The sequence below is a fragment of the Sorangium sp. So ce375 genome (assembly GCF_051473855.1).
Taxonomy (GTDB): Bacteria; Myxococcota_A; Polyangia; order Polyangiales; family Polyangiaceae; genus Sorangium.
In genome coordinates, this window is the sequence record NZ_CP150335.1 from 6,057,500 (window position 1) to 6,076,005 (window position 18,506).

An 18,506-nucleotide genomic window follows, 5' to 3' on the forward strand; every position below is an offset into this window, starting at 1 on the left:
CATGAAGCCGACCCACGTCGCCCTGTTCTCCGCCCTCGGCATGATGTTCACGAGCCTCTCCGTCTACTCGCTGGCCCCGTCCGGCGGCGGGAGCTCGGTCACGGCGGTCCGCGAGGTGATCGCCGATCCGCCCCGCCAGGTCCCGGAGGTGACGGGCAGCGCCGTGGCGGCGATCGATCCGAGCCGCTTCACCACCGGATCGAGGCTGATGCTGGAGGGGCGCGTCGGTCACGCCCGCCTCCCTCGCTCCGCGCAGGAGACGTTCCTGATGTTCGAGGTCCGCGGCGACGGGTCGCCCGCCAGGTCGCAGGCGCAGGCGAACCTCTCGCTCGTCATCGATCGATCCGGCTCGATGAAGGGCACCCGCCTCGCCAACGCCGTGCAGGCGGCGACGACGGCCGTGAGCCGCCTGAACGACGGCGACGTCGTGTCGGTGGTCACGTTCGACACGAGGACGAACGTGGTCGTGCCGCCCACGACCGTCGGGCCGGACACGCGCGGCCGCATCCTCGCCAGCGTCCGCGGCATCTCGCTCGGCGGCGACACGTGCATCTCGTGCGGCATCGAGGAGGGGCTCGCGCTTCTCGGTCAGACGAGCGGCGGGGTGAGCCGGATGCTCGTCCTCAGCGACGGAGACGCCAACCACGGCGTCCGCGACGTCCCCGGCTTCCGCGCGATGGCGCAGCGGGCGCGCGATCGCGGCGTCGCCATCACGACCATCGGGGTCGACGTCGACTACAACGAGAAGATCCTGTCGGCGATCGCGCTCGACTCGAACGGCCGGCACTACTTCGTCGAGAACGACGCCGCGCTCGCGCGCATCTTCGAGGCGGAGGCCGAGCAGCTCACCGCGTCCGTCGCGAGCGGCGCGGAGCTCGCGATCGACCTCGCGCCCGGCGTGGAGCTCGACCGGGTCTTCGATCGCTCGTTCCGGCGGGTCGACGGCCAGGTCGTCGTGCCGCTCGGCGCCTTCGCGGCGGGGGAGGTGAAGACGGTCCTCCTCAAGGTGCGCCTCGGCGGCCTCGGCGGCGACGGGCGCGACGACTCCCCCCTCGCGGACGTGGGCCTCACGTACCGCGACCTCGTCGCGAAGACCGACGCCCGGTGCGTGGGCAAGCTCGGCGTCGCGATCGCGGACCGCGACGCCGACGCGAGCGAGCTCGACGCCCTCGTCGCGGGGCGCGTGCAGCGCAGCGAGACGGCGGCGGCGCTGAAGCAGGCGAACTTCCTGTTCGAGCAGGGGCGGCTCGACGAGGCGCGCAGCAAGCTCGGCGCGCAGCAGGAGTCGCTCAAGAAGGCGGCCGACAAGGCGAGGCTCAGCGCCCCGGCGAGCCGCGCGAAGGAGGTGGCGTCCGATTTCGATGGCCAGCTCGCCGCGCTGGAGCGGGCCGGCTCGGACTTCGCCACGCCGCCGGCGTTCGCCACGCCGCCTCCGGCCGCCGCCGCGGAGCCGGGCGGCTTCGCGCAGGCCCCAGCGGCAGCGGCGCCGCGGCCCGCCCCGGCGCAGTCCCGGCAGGGCAAGAGCGCCGTCCGCCGCAACGAGGCGGAAGCCTTCGATCTCGCGCGCTGACGCGCGGCGCGGCGCGGACGGCGCGCTCCGGCCCCGAGCCACGGCGCGGCCCCCGCCCCTGCCCCGCGACGCGCGCTCCGGCCCCTGCCCCGCAGCGACGCCGGGCGTTGACACGCGTCGGGCTTTCGGGTTTTGACTTGGGCCGGTGGGCGTTCGACCTAGGGCGAGCCGGCCGGGAAACCGCCGGACGGGTGGCGATGGCGCGCAGGGTTCGCCGCCGCGTGAGCCGCCGTCGACGCGAAAGACGGCCCCCGCGCGGCGCGCGCGCGGCGCGGGGCAGCGGTCGCCGGCGTCGAAGCGCCCGGCCCAGCCTCGCGCCGGACGCGGGCGCGCGCTGCTCTTCGGGCTCGCGGGCGCGGTCGCGGCGGCGTGCGTGGCGCTCCTCGCGCTGGTGTTCGGCTTCGGGCGCGCGAGGGCGCCGGACCGCGGGCGCGTCGTGGAGCTCAACTGGCCGGACGGCCTCGACGCGGGCGAGGCGGCCGCGCTCCTCGCGGCCGAGGGGCTCGTCGAGAGCGAGCGCGCCATGGCGCTCTACCTCGGCGCGACGGGCGGCACCGAGGCGTTCGTGCCGGGCCCGCACCTGCTCTTCGAGGGCGCGACGCCGCGGGAGCTCCGGCAGCTGCTCACGCGCGCAGAGGGGCGACCCACGGCGAAGCTCACGATCCCCGAGGGCTTCAGCCGCTTCGACGTCGCGGCACGGCTGGAGAAGCTGCGCATCGCCGGGCGGAAGACGTTCCTCGCGGCCACCGCCGACGGCGCGCTCCTCGACGCGCTCGGCATCGAGCGCGGCGGCGCCGTGGGCGCGGAGAGCGCGGAGGGGTACCTCTTCCCCGCGACGTACGAGCTCGCGCTGGACTCGGACGCGCGCGACGTCGCGCGGCGCCTCGTCGCCGAGTCCGATCGGCGGTGGAGCACGCTCGCGGCGCAGGGCAAGGACGGGCTCGCGGCGCTCCAGGCGACGCTCGGCTGGGGTCGCCGCGAGGTGCTCACGCTCGCCTCCATCATCGAAAAGGAGGCGGTCGTCGAGGAGGAGCGGCCGCTCATCGCGAGCGTGTTCCTGAACCGGCTCCTCGATCCGAGCTTCCGCTCGCACAAGCTGCAGTCCGACGCGACGGCGCTCTACGGCTGCGTCGCCTGGCCCGAGGAGGCGCCGTCGTGCGCCGAGTGGACCGGCAAGCCCACGCCCGCCGTGGTGCGGGATCCGAGGAACCGCTACAGCACCTACGCGCACCCAGGGCTGCCGCCCGGGCCGATCGCCAACCCGGGGGCGCCGTCGATCGCGGCCGTCCTGGCGCCCGCGGCGACGAAGTACCTCTATTTCGTGGCCGCGGGCGGCGGCCGCCATCGGTTCAGCGAGAGCCTGGACGAGCACAACGACGCCGTGCAGAAGCGCCGAGATGCGACGGCGCCTTAGGCGCTGACAGCACGCACAGGAGCTCTCCTGGGCGCGGCGGCCTCACGCGCCGACGAGGAGCCGTCGAGAGCGAGCCGTCGAACGAGACGATCCCATCCGGGAGCAAGGAGATAGCGCGGCTGCGTCCCCGGCCGCGCTCATCCACGCCCTGCCCTTGCGTTCCGAGCCGCCGGGGACGAGGTGAGGAAAGCGCTGCCGCGTCGGGATGCGCGGCGCGCGACACGAGGGATCTCCACCGGAGCAGGCTCACCCCTGCGCTGAGAAAGAGTCCATATGAACTTTCTGGACGACTCCCTGCTGCCGGAAAACCAGGGAAAGCTCGTCAACACGGCCGCGTTTACGGTCCGGAATGGGAGTGGGCGGATTCTCCGCAAGAACGAGCGCGGGATACCGCGGCGCGCGGCGGCCTAGCGACGGCGCGAAATGGGGGGATGTTTCATGGGACATGCAGTCCGATTCCACAAAACCGGCGGACCAGAGGTCCTGCGCTGCGAGGAGGCCACCACCGGCAGCCCGGGTCCCGGCCAGGCTCGGATCCGGCACGTCGCGGTCGGGCTCAACTTCGCTGACACCTACTTTCGCACCGGGATCTATCCCGTGCCGCTCCCCAGCGGCATCGGGGTCGAGGCCTCCGGCGTGGTGGAGGCGGTCGGCGAGCGCGTCACGAACGTCGCGCCGGGCGACCGGGTGACGTACACCGGCTTCCTGGACACGCTCGGGGCGTACTGCACCGAGCGGCTCGTACCAGCAGCGCCGCTGATCCGGCTGCCCGAAGGGATCAGCCACGAGACGGCGGCGGCGATGACGATGCGGGGCCTCACGTCGGCTTACCTGATGCGCCGCATCTGGCCTTTGAGGGCCGGCGACAGCATCCTGCTGCACGCGGCGGCGGGCGGCGTGGGCCTGATCGTGTCGCAGTGGGCGAAGCTCCTCGGCCTCACGGTGATCGGCGCGGTGTCGACCGAGGCCAAGGGGGAGATCGCCCGCGCCCACGGCGCCGACCACATCCTCATTTATGGCCGCGCCGACGTCGCCAGGCGGGTGCGCGAGCTGACGGGCGGGGCCGGCGTGTCGGTGGTTTACGACGGCGTCGGCAAGGACACGTTCGTCGGCTCGCTCGGCTCGCTGAAGCGGCGCGGCCTGCTCGTGTGCTTGGGCACGGCCTCGGGTCCGGTGCCGCCGCTCGACCTGGCGCAGCTCGCGGCCAAAGGGTCGGTGTTCGTCACGCGCCCGGCGCTCGCCGACTACATCGCCGATCCCGAGGAGAAGAGCGCCCTCGCGGGCGAGCTGTTCGGCCACGTCGCCGCGGGGCGAATCCGGGTCGAGATCAACCAGCGGTACAGGCTGGAGGACGCGGCGCAGGCGCACCGGGATCTCGAGTCGCGCAAGACGACGGGCTCGTCGATCTTCGTCGTTTAGCTTCGTCGTTTATCGCGGGGTCTGGACCGCGAATCGCCGCACGAACACCAATGCACCCAGGAGGACGGGACATGACAAGCACAGCGACAGCCGGCTCGGTCGCCGCCCGCGCGGCGACGCGTGGGACCGTGAAGGTCGAGCCGCTCACCTGCACCATCGGCGCCGAGCTCCGCAACGTGAGCCTGGCCGACGCCGCGCGCGACGACGCGCTCTTCGCCGAGATCAAGGCGCTGCTGTTGAAGCACCGGGTCCTGTTCCTGCGCGACCAGGACATCACCCGGGCCGATCACGTGGCGTTCGCGAGGCGCTTCGGCGAGCTCGAGGACCACCCTGTCGCCGGCAGCGATCCCGATCATCCGGGGCTGGTCCGCATCTACAAGGATCTGAACAGCCCGCCGGAGCACTACGAGAACTCCTATCATTGCGACGCCACATGGCGCGAAGCGCCGCCGATGGGCTGCGTCCTGCGCTGCGTCGAGACGCCGGAGGTCGGCGGCGACACCATCTGGGTCAACATGGTCGAGGCGTACAGCCGCCTTCCCGAGCACATCAAGCGGCAGATCGCCGGGCTGCGCGCCAGGCACAGCATCGAGGCCACCTTCGGCGCCGCCCTGCCGATGGCGAAACGCCACGCGCTCAAGGCCAGCTACCCCGACGCTGAGCACCCGGTGGTGCGCACCCACCCGGAGACGAGCGAAAAGGTCCTGTTCGTCAGCGCCTTCACCACGCACTTCGTCAACTTCCACACGCCGGACAACGTGCGTGTCGGCCAGGACTTCGCGCCGGGGGCGAGCCACCTGCTGAGCTACCTGATCAGCCAGGCAGCGATCCCCGAGTTTCAGGTCCGCTTTCGCTGGAGGAAGAACAGCGTCGCGCTCTGGGACAACCGCTGCACGCAGCACTACGCGGTCCAGGATTACTGGCCTGCCGCGCGCAAGATGGAGCGCGCCGGGATCGTCGGCGACAAGCCCTACTGACGGCCCCTCGGAGCCGCGGAGTCGCGTGATCCGCGAGCGCCCCTTGCGCAGCCCGTACGCTCTCGGAGGGACAAGGCGAACGACGGAGCTCCGCTCCGGTTAAGGACGCGCCCGAGATCAGGTCGCGCGCCTCGCGTCGCCTGGCTCCTGGTCGCGCCGTCCCCGCTTCCTGGATCTGTGCGCGCCGCCGTGTAGATTCGCGCGCCATCATGCGCCGTCCCGCCCCGTTCCTCCTCTCGCTCTCCGCTCCCCTCGCCTTCGCTGCCGCCGTAGCCAGCTGCTCGCCCCGCGCCACGCCCCCGGCCGAAGTGACGCAGGCCGCTTCCGCGACCCCCGCCCCGTCGGCTCCCCCCGACACGTCCGCCTCGACCTCGAGCGCTGCGCCCACCGCCAGCGCCGTGTCCGCTGCCGCCAGCGCCGCGCCTGCCGCCAGCGCTGCGCCTGCCGCCAGCGCTGCGCCTGCCGCCAGCGCTGCGCCCGCCGCCAGCGCCGTGGCCCCCGCCGCCAGTGCCGCGGCCGATGCGGCGGCGCCGGCCGACGCCGGGCCGCTCCCGCAGGTCAAGGTCGCCAACATTGGGATGCACATCGGCGGCGGCCCGCACGACGACTTCACCAAGGAGCCGATCAAGCGCTCGGTCGCGCCCCACTTCGACGACTTCCGCCGCTGCTTCGCGCTCGCCGAGGACCAGACAAAGGGCGGCGACTTCGGCATCGACCTCCGCATCGAGAAGGACGGCGGCAAGGCCGAGGTGCGCAAGCCCCGGACGGCGCTGAAGGGGCAGGCGTTCACGAAGTGCGTGGTCGGCGTCTTCGAGCAGATCGACTTCCTGAAGCCGAGGCGGGGCGCCACCGTGGTGAGCTACTCGCTCCGGTTCACCCCATGACCGCGCCGCAGCTCACCGGGGGTGCCCGAGGTTCGGCAGCGACCCGCGCGACGCCTCGACCGCCGTCTCGCCGGCGCGATCGAGCGCGTACTTGAAGAGGATCGGGCCGAACACCTCGTTCAGCGCCACACACCCGATGACGAGCGAGCGGAAGCCGGCGCCCAGGCTCGGGAACGCGCGCTCGATGGTCAAGCTGATGCCGAGCGTCAGCCCGGCCTGCGAGACCAGCCCGCACCACGACCACCTCCGCAAGAGCGGCGGATCGTCCGCCATCCGGTTGCCGATGCGGTTCGCGATCCACGTCACGAGGGCGCGCGACGCGCCGAAGAGCAGCGCGACAGGCCACATCTGCCGCAAGAGCGGCAGGTCGAGGTGCGCGCCGGCCGTCGCGAAGAACAGCACGAACACCACGCTCGCCGCGTCCTCGACGGCGTGCACCAGCTTCTCGCCCTGCCGCGACAGGTTCGCGACGACGAAGCCGGCCACCACGAACACGAGCAGCGCGTCGAAGCGGAGGTACCGGAGCACCTCCGTCGCGCCGAAGCCGAGCGCCACGAACACGAGGATGAGCTGCCGGCCGATGAGCCGCATGTAGGCCGCGAGCGCGAGGCCGAGCGTCGTGCCGATCGAGATGCTCCCGAGGATCTCGCGGCCGAGCAGCTCGATCTCGTGCATCGACATCGTCGTGCCCGGCTCGATGAGCGGCCGCACCGTGGAGAGCGCGACCGCCGTCACGACGATGACGATGATGTCCGACGTCATCACGAACGCGAGCGTGTGCATCGCGACGGGGCCGGTCGCGCGCGTCTGCGAGAGGATGCCGAGCACGGCCGAGGGGCTTCGGGTGACCGCGATGACGCCCCACAGGACGGCCACGCCGAACGCCGCCGTGGTCGAGAGGTCTGCCGCGAACGGGACCAGCGAGCGCGCGGCGTAGAAGACGCCCGTCATCGCCACGAAGACGAGCACCGTCTGGACGACGTTGTGCAGGAGGATGCTCTTCAGGCTCTTCTTGACGATGTCGATCCGCAGCTCGGCGCCGCCCGCGAGCGCGATGAGCGCCAGCGCCAGCGCGTTGACCCGCGAGATCTCCTCGACGGCGTGGTGGTCGACGAGCTTGAGGACGTGCGGGCCGGCCACGATGCCCGCGAGGATGTAGCCGGAGATGTGCGGCAGGCGGAGCGGCTCGACGAGCTCGCTCGCGAGCGTGCCCGCGAGCAGCAGGAAGCCGATCGATGCGACGGCCCCCGCGGGCCCGTGCTCGTCAGGGACCGCGCGCGTCGTGGCGTAGAGCAGCCCGAACAGGATCACGAGCGCGGCCGCGTGCGTGAGGTGGTTCAGCGGCCCCTTGGGGGCCGCCCCGTGGTGGCGCGCGGGAGACGCGCCGTGCGGCTCGGCGGGCGCGGCGGGCTCGACCGGTCCGGCCGGACCGCCCGCTCCGGAGGGCTCGACCGGTCCGGAGGGTGCGGCGGGCCCGACCTCAGGCAGTGCTGCGGCGCTCACGGTGGGCACCTCGTTGTCCTTCATCGCTCTCCCCGCTGCGCCGCGGGCGACGGCGGGCCGCTTCTCTCGCCGCCCTCTCCCGGCGCGGAGTTGCGCCCGGCGCGGGCCAGGCCGCGGCCGAAGAAGAGCGACTCCCGCTCGGGCACGGCGAGCTCGCCGGCCTTGCGGAGCGTGGCGCGCAGCGCCTGCGGCCCGACGAGCTCGCCGAACACGGCCGCGGCCGCCGCGGCGAAGAGCACGGTGTGCCCCACCGGGCCCGGAAAGCGCAGCGCGAAGGCGAGGCCGACGCTCATCGCCACCGCGCCGGACGAGAGCAGCCCGAGGCCGAGCCACGGCGACGTCTCGCGCGCATCGGGCGACACGACGCGGAAGACGAGCCCGGTCGCGAGCTTGCCGACGAGCCGCGCGGCGAGCGCGATCGCCACGATCCAGGGCAGGAACGGCGCCGCCTTCGGGTTCACGTGCGCGCCCGCGAGCAAGAGCGCCGGCAGGATGACCGGCCGCTCGGTCGGCGCGACCATGGCGACGATCTCGTCGCGGTGCCGCGAGAGGGCGGCGATCGTCACGCCCATCGCGAACGCCGCGAAGAGCGGCGACAGGCCGACCCGGGCGCTCGTGCCCATCGTCAGCAGCGAGGTGCCGAGCAGCACGCCCCAGCTCTGGATCAGGCGGAAATCGCTGCCGAGGAGCACGACCGCGATGAGCCCGAGCACGACGCCGATGAGCGCCGTCACGATCGTCCAGCCCCAGAACGGGATCGGCCACTGGGCCGTCGCCTGCGGCACGAGCGCGAAGGCGCCGCCCATCATGAGCAGCGGGCCGAGATCGTCGCAGTCGGCGATGTCGGCGATGAGGTCCGATAGCTTGCCGCTCGCGCTGTAGCGCTGCGTGACCCAGAGCACGGCGTGCCGCGTCGTCTCGGCGGAGACGGCGCCCACGCCCGCCGCGAGCAGCGCCCGATCGCCGCGCGCGAGCGAGGGCGCGCCGCGGGCCGCGGCGAACCAGACCGCGGCGGCCACCGCGCCGCCGGTCAGGAGGCTCATGAGCACGCAGAGCGCCATGCGGGACGGCCGGACACGGCGGCTGCCGACGAAGCCGAAATCGAGGCCCACGAGCAGCGCCAGCCAGCCGAGCGCGACGCCCGCCACCGGCTCGAACGCGGCGAGCGACGAGGGCTCGAGGAGCCCGAGCGCCGAGGGCCCCAGGACGAAGCCGAGCACCACGTACTCGGCGCCGGAAGGCAGGCCGATGCCCCGGAGCACGCGGCCGCTGACCAGCGAGCTGCCGAGGTACGACAGCACGAGGAGCCCCATCAGGAGCCAGACGGCGTTCACGAGGCGGCGCCCCGGTCGACCGGCGCGGGCGCGCTGCGCCGCGCGCCGCCGGAGGTCGTCGGCGCGCGCCCGAGCGCGACGCCCGCGGTGGCGAGGGCCTGCGCCACCGCGGTGAGCCAGCGGCTGCGCACGTCGTCGCCGTCGCAGGCCATCGTCGCCCGGAAGTGAGCGCCCCCCTCGTCGATCGCGACGAGCGCGGCGCGGGCGCGGCTGCCGAGGCCCGAGCCCGTCTTCAGGAGCAGCTCGCGCACCCGGTCGAGATCGGCGGCGGGGTCGACGCTGATCTCGACGGCCACGAGCGGAGGGCGGCCACGGATGCGCGTCGGATGGAACAGGCTGAGCAGGTGCGGCACGCGCACGACGCAGCCGTCCTCGTCCTCGAGGCGCGCCTCGATCAGCGTCAGCTCGCGGACCCGCCCGGCGCGGCCGCCCACCTCGGCGACGTCGCCGACGCGCAGGCGCCGCCCGTAGACGACCGAGAGGCCGACGGCCGCCGAGGCGATGAGCGGCGTGCTGGCGAGCCCGGCCGCCGCGAGCACCACGAAGCCGATCCGCGTGAACGCCCCCTCGTCGGTGCCGGTGATGAGCGGGGCGCCGAGCAGCAGCGCGGCCACGACGATGCCGAAGCGGACCAGGACGCCGGTGGCGATCGCGAGATCGGACGGGAGCCACCCGAGCGACGTCTCGCCCCGGCTGACGCTCCCGAAGAACAGCCCCACGAAGCGGATGAGCACGATGACCGCGAGCGTCGCGAGGATCGCGAGCACGAGCACCGGGACGCTCCGCGCGATGCGCCCCATGAGCTCCGACATCGGCGCGAGCACGAGGCCGGTGAGCCTCTCGCTGGTGCCGCGCGTGGAGGCGAACAGGGAGAGCGCGAAGAGGATCCAGGTGTAGGCGATGCCCAGCCGGACGAGGACGCCGGCGGCGCCGAGCGCGACCGAGAGCGCGCCCTGCGACGCGGCGGGCCGGAGCATCTCGATGCCGCGGACGTGCAGCGCAGGGAGCCGCTCCGGGTGCTCGGCGACCCAGGCGCGCCCGCGCTCGACGAGCTCGCCGACCTTGCGGAGCAGGAGCAGCGCGATCAGCCCCGAGAAGACGAGCAGCGAGAACGAGAAGACGCTCGTCGCGAGGCGGCTCCGGCTCTGCTCCTTGGCGAGGACGTCGCGCACCGTGGCGGCGATCGCCGCGGCGTGGGCCGCGACCGTGGTGTCGCCCGCCGCCGCCGCGTCCTCGGGGCCGAGGTGGACGAGCGGGCGGTCGCCGACGTAGACGACCGCCACGCCGTCCTGCTCGTCGACGCGGACCTCGGGGACGGCCTTCTCCTGGGCGGCGCGCTCCAGCACCCGCGCCGCCTCGCGGGCGCGCTCCGGGGGAGAGAGGCTGCCCCGGTGCACGCGGAGGGCAAAGACCGTGCGGCCGAGCAGCTCGACGCGCGCCTCGGGCTGCTCGACGACAGGCGGCGGAGGCTCGGGGGCGGGAGCAGGCGGCTCGCCCTGGTCAGGCGCCAGGGCCGACGGCGCGACCGACGAGGACGCCGACGCGACCGGCACGCGCGGCGGCGCGGGAGGCCGCGCGAGCGGCGCGGGCGCCAGCACGACCTGCGCGGCCTCCGGCGCGGTCGGCGTGGGCGACGGCGCGACCTGCACGAGCGGCGGCTGCACGGAAGCGGGCGCAGGCGCGAGCTGCGGCGGCTCGATCTGCGAGGGCACGGGCGCAACCTGCGAGGGCGCCGGCGCGGCCTGCGATGACGCGGGCGCGGCCTGCGAGGGCGCGGGCGCGGCTTGCGATGACGCTGGCGCGGCGTGTGAGGGCGCCGGCGCAGCTTGCGACGACGCTGGCGCGGCCCGCGAGGGCGCCGACGCGGTCTGCGATGACGTGGGCGACGCGGTCTGCGATGACGTGGGCGACGCGGATGCGGTGTGCGACGGCGCGGGCGCTGCGTGCGACGGCGCAGGCGCTGCGTTCGCCGGCCCGGCGAGCGCAGCGCCGGCAGGAGGGATGAGGCCGGCAAGCGCGACCAGGAGCGCGGGGAACAGCCTCGGCACGCCGGCACTTTCGACCGGGGGCAGGCCGCCGGTCAAGCGGCGCAGGAGGCAAGACGGCCGCGGCAGCCCGCCCGCGTGGACCCTGCGAGGCTCGCCTCGAACGATGGCGCGCGCCCGAGGCCGCTCGAAAACCTCGCGTCCGCCGCGCTCACTCGATGATGGATCGCCTTGCCGCCGAAGCAGGGCGCTGGCAGGGCGCCCGCGTGGCAAGGACCAAGACCTCGGTGGCCCCGTCGCTGCTCGTCGGCGATATCGGAGGCACCAACACCCGGCTCGCGCTCTATAGCCCCTCCGGCGATCGACCCCTCTCCGAGGCCGTCTTCCGCAGCCGCGAGCACGCGAGCTTCGAGGAGATCGCCCTCCGGTTCCTCGTCCGCAGCGACGCCCCCCACCCCGCCGTCGCCGTGCTCGGCGTCGCGGGCCCCATCAAGGACCAGGTCGCCACCGTCACGAACCTGCCCTGGCGCATCGCGGAGCGCGAGCTGTCGCGCCGGCTCAAGCTCGAGCGCGTGCTCCTCGCGAACGACCTGGTCATCGGCGCCAGGGGCTGCCTGCACACCCCCCGCGCGTCCGTCGATCCGCTCACCGAGCGCCGGCCGCGGCCGAAGGGGAGCAACGTGGCCGTCATCGCCGCCGGCACCGGGCTCGGCGAGGCCAGGCTCATCTGGGACGGCGCCCGCCACGTCGCGCTCCCGACCGAAGGCGGTCACGCCGATTTCGCCCCGCGCTCCGCGGTCGAGGTGGAGCTGTGGCAGTTCCTCGCGGAGCGCCACCCGGAGCACGTGAGCTACGAGCGGGTCCTCTCGGGCGACGGGCTCGGCGCCCTCTTCGACTTCTTCGCCGCCCGCGCCCGCGTGCCGCGCGCGATCGAGCGCCGACTCGCCGAGGGCGACCGCAACGCGGCGATCGCCGAGCTCGGGCTCGCCCGCGCGTTCCGGCCCGCCGCGCGCGCGGTCGACCTGTTCGTCGAGATCTACGGCGCGGAGGCCGGCAACCTCGCCCTGCGCGAGCTCGCGCTCGGCGGGGTCTTCGTCCTCGGGAACATCGCGAGGAACCTCGTCACGGCCAGGCGCGAGCTGTTCATCAAGTCCTTCCTGAAGAAGGGACGCCTCACGCCGCTCCTCGAGGGGGTGCCCGTCGCGGTGGTCACCGATCCCCTCGTCGGCGTGCGGGGCGCGCTCGCCTTCGCGAAGGAGCTCGCCGCCACGGAGGCGCCCGAGGTCCGCAAGGCGCCGCTGGCCCGCGCGACGGCCCGGGCCCGCGCGGCGGCCAGGAGGGCCTGAGCCGCCGGCCTGCGCCGCCGCCGAGGACCCGGGCCCCGCGCGGCGCCCGAGGCCCGCGCGGCGGCCGGGAGGGCCCGAGCCTATCCGGCCTGCGCCGCAGCGGCGTCGAGCAGCCAGACGAGCCGCCCGGCCCCGCCGCGCGCGACCCGCGCGGGCACCTCGTCGGCCGGACCGGGCCGCTTCGCCTGCGCCACGACGGCGCGCTTCCCCGCCCCGCGGGCGAGGAGCAGCTTCAGCCGCGACGCCTGGATCACCGGGGCCGTCAGCGTGAGCCGCGGCTCCAGCCCCTTGTCCGGCTGCGCCGGGATCGCGGCGACAAGGCGATCGTCGATGCCCGCCGCCCCCGTCCCGGGGAACAGCGACGCCGTGTGCGCGTCGTCGCCGATGCCCAGCGTCATCACGTCGAACGCCGCCGCCGACGCGACCCCGAAGCGCGCGCGCAGGAGCCGCTCGTAGCGCGCCGCGGCCCCGGCGAGGTCGGGCGACTCGCCCTCCATGCGGAAGAAGCGCTCCTCCGGGATGCTCGCCGCCGCGAGATCCCGGCGCGCGGCGCCGTAGTTCGAGCGGGGGTGGTCGGGCGCGACCGCGCGCTCGTCCACCCAGAACCACTCGGTCTGCGCCCACGGGAGCTCCAGCGCCGCGAGCCGCTGGTACGCCTCTGACGGCGTGCTCCCGCCCGACAGCGCGATCCGCGCGACGCCGCGCGCCTCGACCGCCGCCGCGATGGCGCGCGCCATGAGCTCCGCCCCGAGCCGCGCGAGCTCCGCCGCGTCCTCCGCGACGAGGGTCTCCTCACCACCGTTCATCTCGGTCCTCCTCTCGGCCCGCGTCAGAGGGCGCTCCACTTCGCCGCGGCGAGCACCGCCTCGCGCAGCAGCCGATCGCCCTCCAGCGAGTCGATGGTCTTCGCCAGCACCCACGTCTCGTCCCGGTAGCCGAGCGGGTGCAGGTGGTCGGCCGATCTCGCCCCCTCCATCGTCCACCGCACCGTGCCGGGCGCCTTGTCGAGCCGCACGCAGCCGAGCGTCAGCGGCTCGCCTCGCAGCGACGTCCACAGGCGCACGCCGTCGAGCCGCCGCCACGCCTGCGCGTCGGCCGGCGCCGGCGGCCCGTCGACCAGCGCGATCTCGATCGGCGCGCCGTCCGCGCCGCGCGCGCGGCCGACCGCGCCGCCCGCGCCGGGCTGCGCGGCCCCCCGCGACTCGAACGTCCAGCCGAGCCGCGAGCCCATCCAGCCGAGGAACAGCGCCGCCGGATCGGGCTTCGCCCCCGCGCTGCGCGCGATCTCGACGCGCCGGATCGCGCGGGTCGCCTCCGGCATGTCGTCGAAGAACCGGGCCACGAGCTCGCGGAGCGAGAAGGTCCGCACGAACGCCCGATCCGCGAGCGGCGCCCTCGTCTCGCGCGCGACCGCCGCGATGCGCTCGATGCACGTCTCGGCCGAGTCGAACACCAGCCGGTCGCAGATGGGCGCGAGCGCGTCGCCGAGCACGTTCGGCGCGCCCGGCGCGAGCTCGACGATCACCGCGACGTCGGAGATCGTGAGCGCGCTGACGACCGAAGCGACGCGCTCGGCGGCGGCCACCCCGAACGTGATCTCCACGCGGTCGTAGCAGATCGGCACCTCGCCGGCGCGGCGGCACGTGGCCGACCAGTCGGCCTGGACGGTCAGCGGGTCGAGCCGGTCGTCGAGCGTGATGAGCAGGGTGCGGCCCGCGTGCGTCTCGGCGAGGTCCTCGGCCTGCTCCTTCAGGCGCTCGACCTCGGCGCGGCTGCCCACCGCGACGAAGTTCATCGTCGACGCGCGCGTCTTCGGCGCCGGCTCGGCCCGCGACTCGTCGGGCGCCGACCAGAACTCGGCGAGCTCCGACTCGACCCGCTTGATGACCTCGGCGACGCGGCTCACGGCCGCCTCCACGCCCGCTCCGGGGCCTTCCCCCCGTCGCCGGCCCCGCACACCGCGCGCACGTCCTCCGACGTCGGCTCGACGAGGGCGTCGGCCTCCGGCGGGCCCCAGCTGCCCGCGGTGTAGCGGGCGACGGGCGCGCGCTGCGTCCGCCACCCCTCGAAGATCGGATCGACGAAGCCCCACTGCGCCTCGACCTCGTCCGCGCGCGTGAACAGCGTGGCGTCGCCGCGCAACGCGTCGAGCAGGAGCCGCTCGTACGCCTCGGGCGTGCTGGAGCCGAACGCGGCGCCGTACCGGAAATCCATCGTGACGCCGCGGATCGCGATGCCGCCGCCCGGGATCTTGGCCGCGAACCGGAGCGAGATGCCCTCGTCGGGCTGGAGGCGCATCACGAGCGCGTTCGGCTCCTCGGTCGCGCCGGGGGCGCCCTTGAACAGGCCGTGCGGGAGCGGCTTGAAGTGCAGCACCACCTCGGCCACCCGCTTCGCCAGCCGCTTGCCGGCGCGCAGGTAGAACGGCACGCCGCCCCAGCGCCAGCTGTCCAGGTGGAGCTTCATCGCGACGTAGGTCTCCGTCGTCGAGTCCTTCGCGACGTCGGGCTCCTCCGTGTAGCCGGGCACCTTCTCGCCGCGCACCATGCCGGGCCCGTACTGCCCGCGCACCGTCGACGACAGCACGTCCGGGCCCGCGATGGGCCGGAGCGTGCGGAGCACCTTCACCTTCTCGTCGCGCACCGCGTCCGCGCCCCACGACGACGGCGGCTCCATCGCGACCAGCGTGAGCAGCTGGAGCGCGTGGTTCTGCACGATGTCCCGCGTGATGCCGACCTTCTCGTAGAACTTGCCGCGGCCCTCGACGCCGATCTCCTCGGCCACGGTGATCTGCACGTGATCGACGTGCTGGCGCGACCAGAGCGGCTCGAAGATCGTGTTGCCGAACCGCAGGACGAGGAGGTTCTGGACGGTCTCCTTCCCGAGGTAGTGGTCGATCCGGTAGATCTGCGACTCGGCGAGGTGGGCGAGCAGGTCCCGGTTGAGGGCGCGGGCGCTCTCCAGGTCCTCGCCGAACGGCTTCTCGACGACGACGTGCTGGAACGGCGCGTCCTTCTCGTGCGACGGCGGCGCGACGAGGTTCGCCGCGCGCAGGCCGCGCACGATGGGCGCGAACTGATCGGGCCCGACGGCCAGGTAGAAGACCCGGTTCTTGCGGGTGCCGCGCTCGGCGTCGAGCCGCTCGAGCTCCGCGGCGAGCCGGGTGTACGTCTCGGCCTCGTCGAACGACCCCTGGACGTAGCTGATGCCCTTCTCGAGCTCGCTCCAGGAGGCCTCCTCGAGCGGGCGCCGCGAGTGCTTCGCGACGGCCTCGCGCATCTCCTTCGCGAAATCCGGCTTCGGGCGCCGCGCCACGCCGACGACGGCGAAGCCGCCGGTGAGGAGCCGGCTGAGCGTCAGGTTGTAGACCGCGGGCAGCAGCTTGCGCCGGGTCAGGTCGCCCGAGGCGCCAAAGATCACGAGCGCGGCCGGCGAGGCGGTGCGCTCCTCGGGCATCCCTTCGCGAAGCGGGTTCTTCTCGGCTTGGGTCATGGTGGATGAGCTCCGGTCGGTGACGACGACGGGCACGATGCTCGCGCGCCTCCGCGGCGTAGGGTAGTCCGGATCGCACGCGCGGGCCGCGGAACGATGCGGGGACGATGCCGGAGGTCGCGCGACGACGACTGACGACAACGGCGCGCGGGCGTGCGGCGGAGCGCGCCCGCCGAGCGCGCCCGCGGCGCAGCCCAGCGCCCGCGAACCGGCGCCCGCGCAGCCCGGCGCTCGCGCCGAGCGTGCCCGCCGGCTCTCGGCGCCCTTCCATCCGATCGCGACCGGTACTAGGCTCCTCCGCGCGATGGCCGCGCCGGTGCTCCCGCGAATCCGCGTACCCCACCCCCACGTGCGGTGCGATAGCCAGGTGCTCGCCGGAAGCCCCCACGTCCTCGGCTCACGCGTCCCGGTCCGGCGGCTCTGGGCGTGGCACCGCGGCGGAGCGTCGGTGGAGACGCTGCTCAAGCGGTACCCGAACCTCGGGCCCGCGCGCGTGCTCGACGCGCTCGCGTTCGCGTACGATAACCAGGACCTCATCGAGGCCGACATCGCGCGCGAGCAGCTGCTCTTCAAGAAGCAGGGCGGGCCCACGGTCGGCGCGCGCCCGCTCTCCCAGCTGAACCTCCCCTTCGACGACGGCGACGAGTGAGCGGCGCCCGCGAGGGCGCGGAGGCGGAGGGCGCGGAGGTCGACCGATGCCGCCGCGCGGGACACGCTACACGCGAAATGCCGTGCGCGACATATGGAACGCCTCGCGCCGTCCATGGAACGCCTCGCGCGAGATGCGATGCAGGCCGCCATCGCTGCGCGATGGGCTCAGCTTGATTCTTTACAGCCATCGTGACTTCAGGCAATTAGGGCCGTCCGTTGCTGGAGCCCGCGGTGCGGGGCTGCTCGCCATTGCGAGTGACTGTCGCGCAGGATCGCGGCTGTCCCAGCTTTCAAGGTCGCGGCTGCTGGTGTAGGGTCCGCGCTCCATGGGGTACCGATCGAGGTGCCGGAGGGATTCTGAGATGAGCGTCAATCGATGGAAGTTGTTTGCGATGCCCGTGGCCCTTCTCGGCCTGGCCTCGCCTCTCCTCGTGAACTGCGGCGGCAAAGGGTTCCCCGGCGCGGACAGCCTGCCCGGGCCCGCCGGTGATCTGGCGTCGGCCGCGAGCGGCTGCGACGAGATGAAGAACGGCGGCATCGCGAACCTGAAGTTCGACGGCGGCGCTGAGGTCGAGGGCAAGATCAAGGGCTTCCTCGAGGCGGCTGCGTCGCTCGACAAGCTCACCGTCGCCATGGAGGCGGACCTCATCGCCTCCTGCGGCAAGCTCGGCAAGGACCTCGGCATGAGCGATGCCGAGCTCAAGGCCGACCCGAGCGGCGGCAAGGGCGCCGAGAAGGTCTGCGGCGCGGTCTCGGCGAAGGTGAGCGCCGCCGTGAAGGCGAACGCCGACGCGAAGATCACGGTCCAGATCGATCCGCCGAAGTGCTACGCCGACATCACCGCCATGCAGAAGTGCCTCGGCGACTGCGGCTCGCCGGTGCAGCCCGGCAAGCTCGAGGCGAGCTGTGAGGGCGGCGAGATCAGCGGCAAGTGCGACGCCGAGTGCAAGGGCAAGTGCAGCGTCGAGGCCGGCGCGGCGTGCACCGGCACCTGCAACGCGAGCTGCTCGGGCAAGTGCGAGGCTGGCTTCAAGGGCACCTGCGGCGGCAAGTGCGACGGCAAGTGCGACGGCAAGGAGTCGAAGGGCGCGGCCTGCGCGGGCTCCTGCGAGGGCAAGTGCGACGCCAAGGCCGAGGGTTCCTGCTCGGGCACCTGCGAGGGTTCCTGCTCCGGCTCCTGCGAGGTCAAGGCCGCGGCGAAGTGCTCCGGTTCCTGCTCCGGCGGCTGCAGCGCCGAGATCAAGGAGCCGAAGTGCTCGGGCGAGTTCAAGCCCCCGAGCGTCGACCCGAGCTGCCAGATGCAGTGCACGGCGAAGACCGCCGGCGAGGCGAAGTGCGATGCGCCGAACGTCCGCATCGTCGCGGCCGGCAAGGTGAACGCGGACGCGCAGAAGCTCGTCGCCGCGCTCCGCACGTCGCTCCCGGCGATCGCCAAGGTGCAGCTCGGCTCCGGCAAGAAGCTGGCGGCGGCGGTGTCCGGCGTCGGCAAGGCCGGCGCCGAGGTGAAGGACGTGGCGCTCAAGGCCGGCGGCAAGGCGGTCGCCTGCGTCGCGGCCGCGGTCGACGCGTCGGCCAGCGCGACGGCCTCGATCGACGTCAACATCAAGGCGAGCGCCAGCGTCAGCGGCTCGGCGAGCGGTTCGGCCAGCGGCGGGACCTGATCCCCAGCGCGGCCTGAGCCCGGACGCGGCGGCGGTCCCCTCCAGGGGGCTGCCGCCGTCGTCATTTCAGGCTCAAAATCCCGGGATCGAGGCGCGATTCTGGGTGCAAGCTCACCATTTTGGCCGCGGCGCGCGGGGGGCTGCAATCGAGAGCGGCGCCCGAATCGCGGCCCAACGTAACAGGCAGGTTTCTTGGCCAGACAGCCGCGATGCGGCAAGGCGTCGATGCGGCGCGCCCCCGGGCGTCGGATGGGCCATTGCGCGCTGTCG

14 protein-coding genes are annotated in these 18,506 nt (G+C 73.9%); 8 read left to right on the top strand and 6 right to left on the bottom strand.

All coding sequences use genetic code 11. The annotated features are described in order from the left end of the window. Position 1: 1 nt before the first annotated feature. From WME90_RS22380 to WME90_RS22400, 5 genes are all read left to right on the top strand, one after another. Positions 2 to 1,570 carry a vWA domain-containing protein gene (locus tag WME90_RS22380; RefSeq protein ID WP_437283206.1) on the top strand — a complete coding sequence of 523 codons (1,569 nt, stop codon included), beginning with the start codon at positions 2 to 4 and terminating at the stop codon, positions 1,568 to 1,570. Between the two features lie 145 nt (positions 1,571 to 1,715). Next, positions 1,716 to 2,984 (top strand): endolytic transglycosylase MltG, encoded by a 1,269-nt coding sequence (mltG, locus tag WME90_RS22385; protein WP_437283207.1) that lies wholly within the window; start codon positions 1,716 to 1,718, stop codon positions 2,982 to 2,984. 438 nt (positions 2,985 to 3,422) lie between these two features. Beyond that, positions 3,423 to 4,403, top strand: coding sequence for a quinone oxidoreductase family protein (locus WME90_RS22390; RefSeq protein ID WP_437283208.1), 981 nt, complete (start codon positions 3,423 to 3,425; stop codon positions 4,401 to 4,403). A gap of 71 nt (positions 4,404 to 4,474) precedes the next feature. After that, on the top strand, positions 4,475 to 5,380 hold the full coding sequence (locus WME90_RS22395) for a TauD/TfdA dioxygenase family protein (protein ID WP_437283209.1): 906 nt from the start codon (positions 4,475 to 4,477) through the stop codon (positions 5,378 to 5,380). Between the two features lie 209 nt (positions 5,381 to 5,589). Beyond that, entirely contained in the window at positions 5,590 to 6,264 is a 675-nt protein-coding gene (locus WME90_RS22400) for a hypothetical protein (RefSeq protein WP_437283210.1), read from the top strand. 12 nt (positions 6,265 to 6,276) lie between these two features. Here WME90_RS22400 and WME90_RS22405 read toward each other — a convergent pair whose 3' ends face one another. From WME90_RS22405 to WME90_RS22415, 3 genes are read right to left on the bottom strand one after another with little or no spacing between them, the layout of a single operon-like run. Beyond that, entirely contained in the window at positions 6,277 to 7,791 is a 1,515-nt protein-coding gene (locus WME90_RS22405; protein ID WP_437283211.1) for a cation:proton antiporter domain-containing protein, read from the bottom strand. Further along, on the bottom strand, positions 7,788 to 9,101 hold the full coding sequence (locus WME90_RS22410; RefSeq protein ID WP_437283212.1) for a cation:proton antiporter: 1,314 nt from the start codon (positions 9,099 to 9,101) through the stop codon (positions 7,788 to 7,790). Before WME90_RS22410 ends, WME90_RS22405 begins: the two co-directional genes overlap by 4 nt. Continuing rightward, on the bottom strand, positions 9,098 to 10,813 hold the full coding sequence (locus WME90_RS22415; RefSeq protein WP_437283213.1) for a mechanosensitive ion channel domain-containing protein: 1,716 nt from the start codon (positions 10,811 to 10,813) through the stop codon (positions 9,098 to 9,100). Before WME90_RS22415 ends, WME90_RS22410 begins: the two co-directional genes overlap by 4 nt. 491 nt (positions 10,814 to 11,304) lie before the next feature. Between WME90_RS22415 and WME90_RS22420 the strand changes: the two genes are divergently transcribed. Further along, on the top strand, positions 11,305 to 12,432 hold the full coding sequence (locus WME90_RS22420) for a glucokinase (protein ID WP_437283214.1): 1,128 nt from the start codon (positions 11,305 to 11,307) through the stop codon (positions 12,430 to 12,432). Positions 12,433 to 12,512: 80 nt separating this feature from the next. Here the strand turns inward: WME90_RS22420 and pgl are convergent, their stop codons facing one another. The 3 genes from pgl to zwf are packed head-to-tail and all read right to left on the bottom strand — an operon-like array spanning position 12,513 to position 15,924. Then, positions 12,513 to 13,238, bottom strand: a complete 726-nt coding sequence (gene pgl / locus WME90_RS22425; protein WP_437283215.1) for a 6-phosphogluconolactonase — start codon at positions 13,236 to 13,238, stop codon at positions 12,513 to 12,515. Positions 13,239 to 13,261: 23 nt separating this feature from the next. Then, positions 13,262 to 14,338 carry a glucose-6-phosphate dehydrogenase assembly protein OpcA gene (locus WME90_RS22430; RefSeq protein ID WP_437283216.1) on the bottom strand — a complete coding sequence of 359 codons (1,077 nt, stop codon included), beginning with the start codon at positions 14,336 to 14,338 and terminating at the stop codon, positions 13,262 to 13,264. Beyond that, a complete protein-coding gene (zwf, locus tag WME90_RS22435; RefSeq protein WP_437283217.1) occupies positions 14,335 to 15,924 on the bottom strand; it encodes a glucose-6-phosphate dehydrogenase in 1,590 nt (529 codons plus the stop codon). The genes WME90_RS22430 and zwf overlap by 4 nt, the downstream gene beginning before the upstream one ends. A 367-nt stretch (positions 15,925 to 16,291) precedes the next feature. On the opposite strand from zwf, the gene WME90_RS22440 reads away from it, so the two are divergent. Continuing rightward, entirely contained in the window at positions 16,292 to 16,573 is a 282-nt protein-coding gene (locus WME90_RS22440) for a DUF433 domain-containing protein (RefSeq protein ID WP_437283218.1), read from the top strand. Between the two features lie 364 nt (positions 16,574 to 16,937). After that, positions 16,938 to 18,236 carry a hypothetical protein gene (locus tag WME90_RS22445; RefSeq protein WP_437283219.1) on the top strand — a complete coding sequence of 433 codons (1,299 nt, stop codon included), beginning with the start codon at positions 16,938 to 16,940 and terminating at the stop codon, positions 18,234 to 18,236. The last annotated feature ends 270 nt before the right edge of the window (positions 18,237 to 18,506 follow it).

Bases quoted from the DNA above. Each gene is read 5' to 3' on its own strand.
- WME90_RS22380 (WP_437283206.1), top strand. From the start codon at position 2: ATGAAGCCGACCCACGTCGCCCTGTTCTCCGCCCTCGGCATGATGTTC.
- WME90_RS22390 (WP_437283208.1), top strand. From the start codon at position 3,423: ATGGGACATGCAGTCCGATTCCACAAAACCGGCGGACCAGAGGTCCTG.
- WME90_RS22395 (WP_437283209.1), top strand. From the start codon at position 4,475: ATGACAAGCACAGCGACAGCCGGCTCGGTCGCCGCCCGCGCGGCGACG.
- WME90_RS22400 (WP_437283210.1), top strand. From the start codon at position 5,590: ATGCGCCGTCCCGCCCCGTTCCTCCTCTCGCTCTCCGCTCCCCTCGCC.
- WME90_RS22405 (WP_437283211.1), bottom strand. From the start codon at position 7,791: ATGAAGGACAACGAGGTGCCCACCGTGAGCGCCGCAGCACTGCCTGAG.
- WME90_RS22420 (WP_437283214.1), top strand. From the start codon at position 11,305: ATGATGGATCGCCTTGCCGCCGAAGCAGGGCGCTGGCAGGGCGCCCGC.
- pgl (WP_437283215.1), bottom strand. From the start codon at position 13,238: ATGAACGGTGGTGAGGAGACCCTCGTCGCGGAGGACGCGGCGGAGCTC.
- zwf (WP_437283217.1), bottom strand. From the start codon at position 15,924: ATGACCCAAGCCGAGAAGAACCCGCTTCGCGAAGGGATGCCCGAGGAG.
- WME90_RS22445 (WP_437283219.1), top strand. From the start codon at position 16,938: ATGAGCGTCAATCGATGGAAGTTGTTTGCGATGCCCGTGGCCCTTCTC.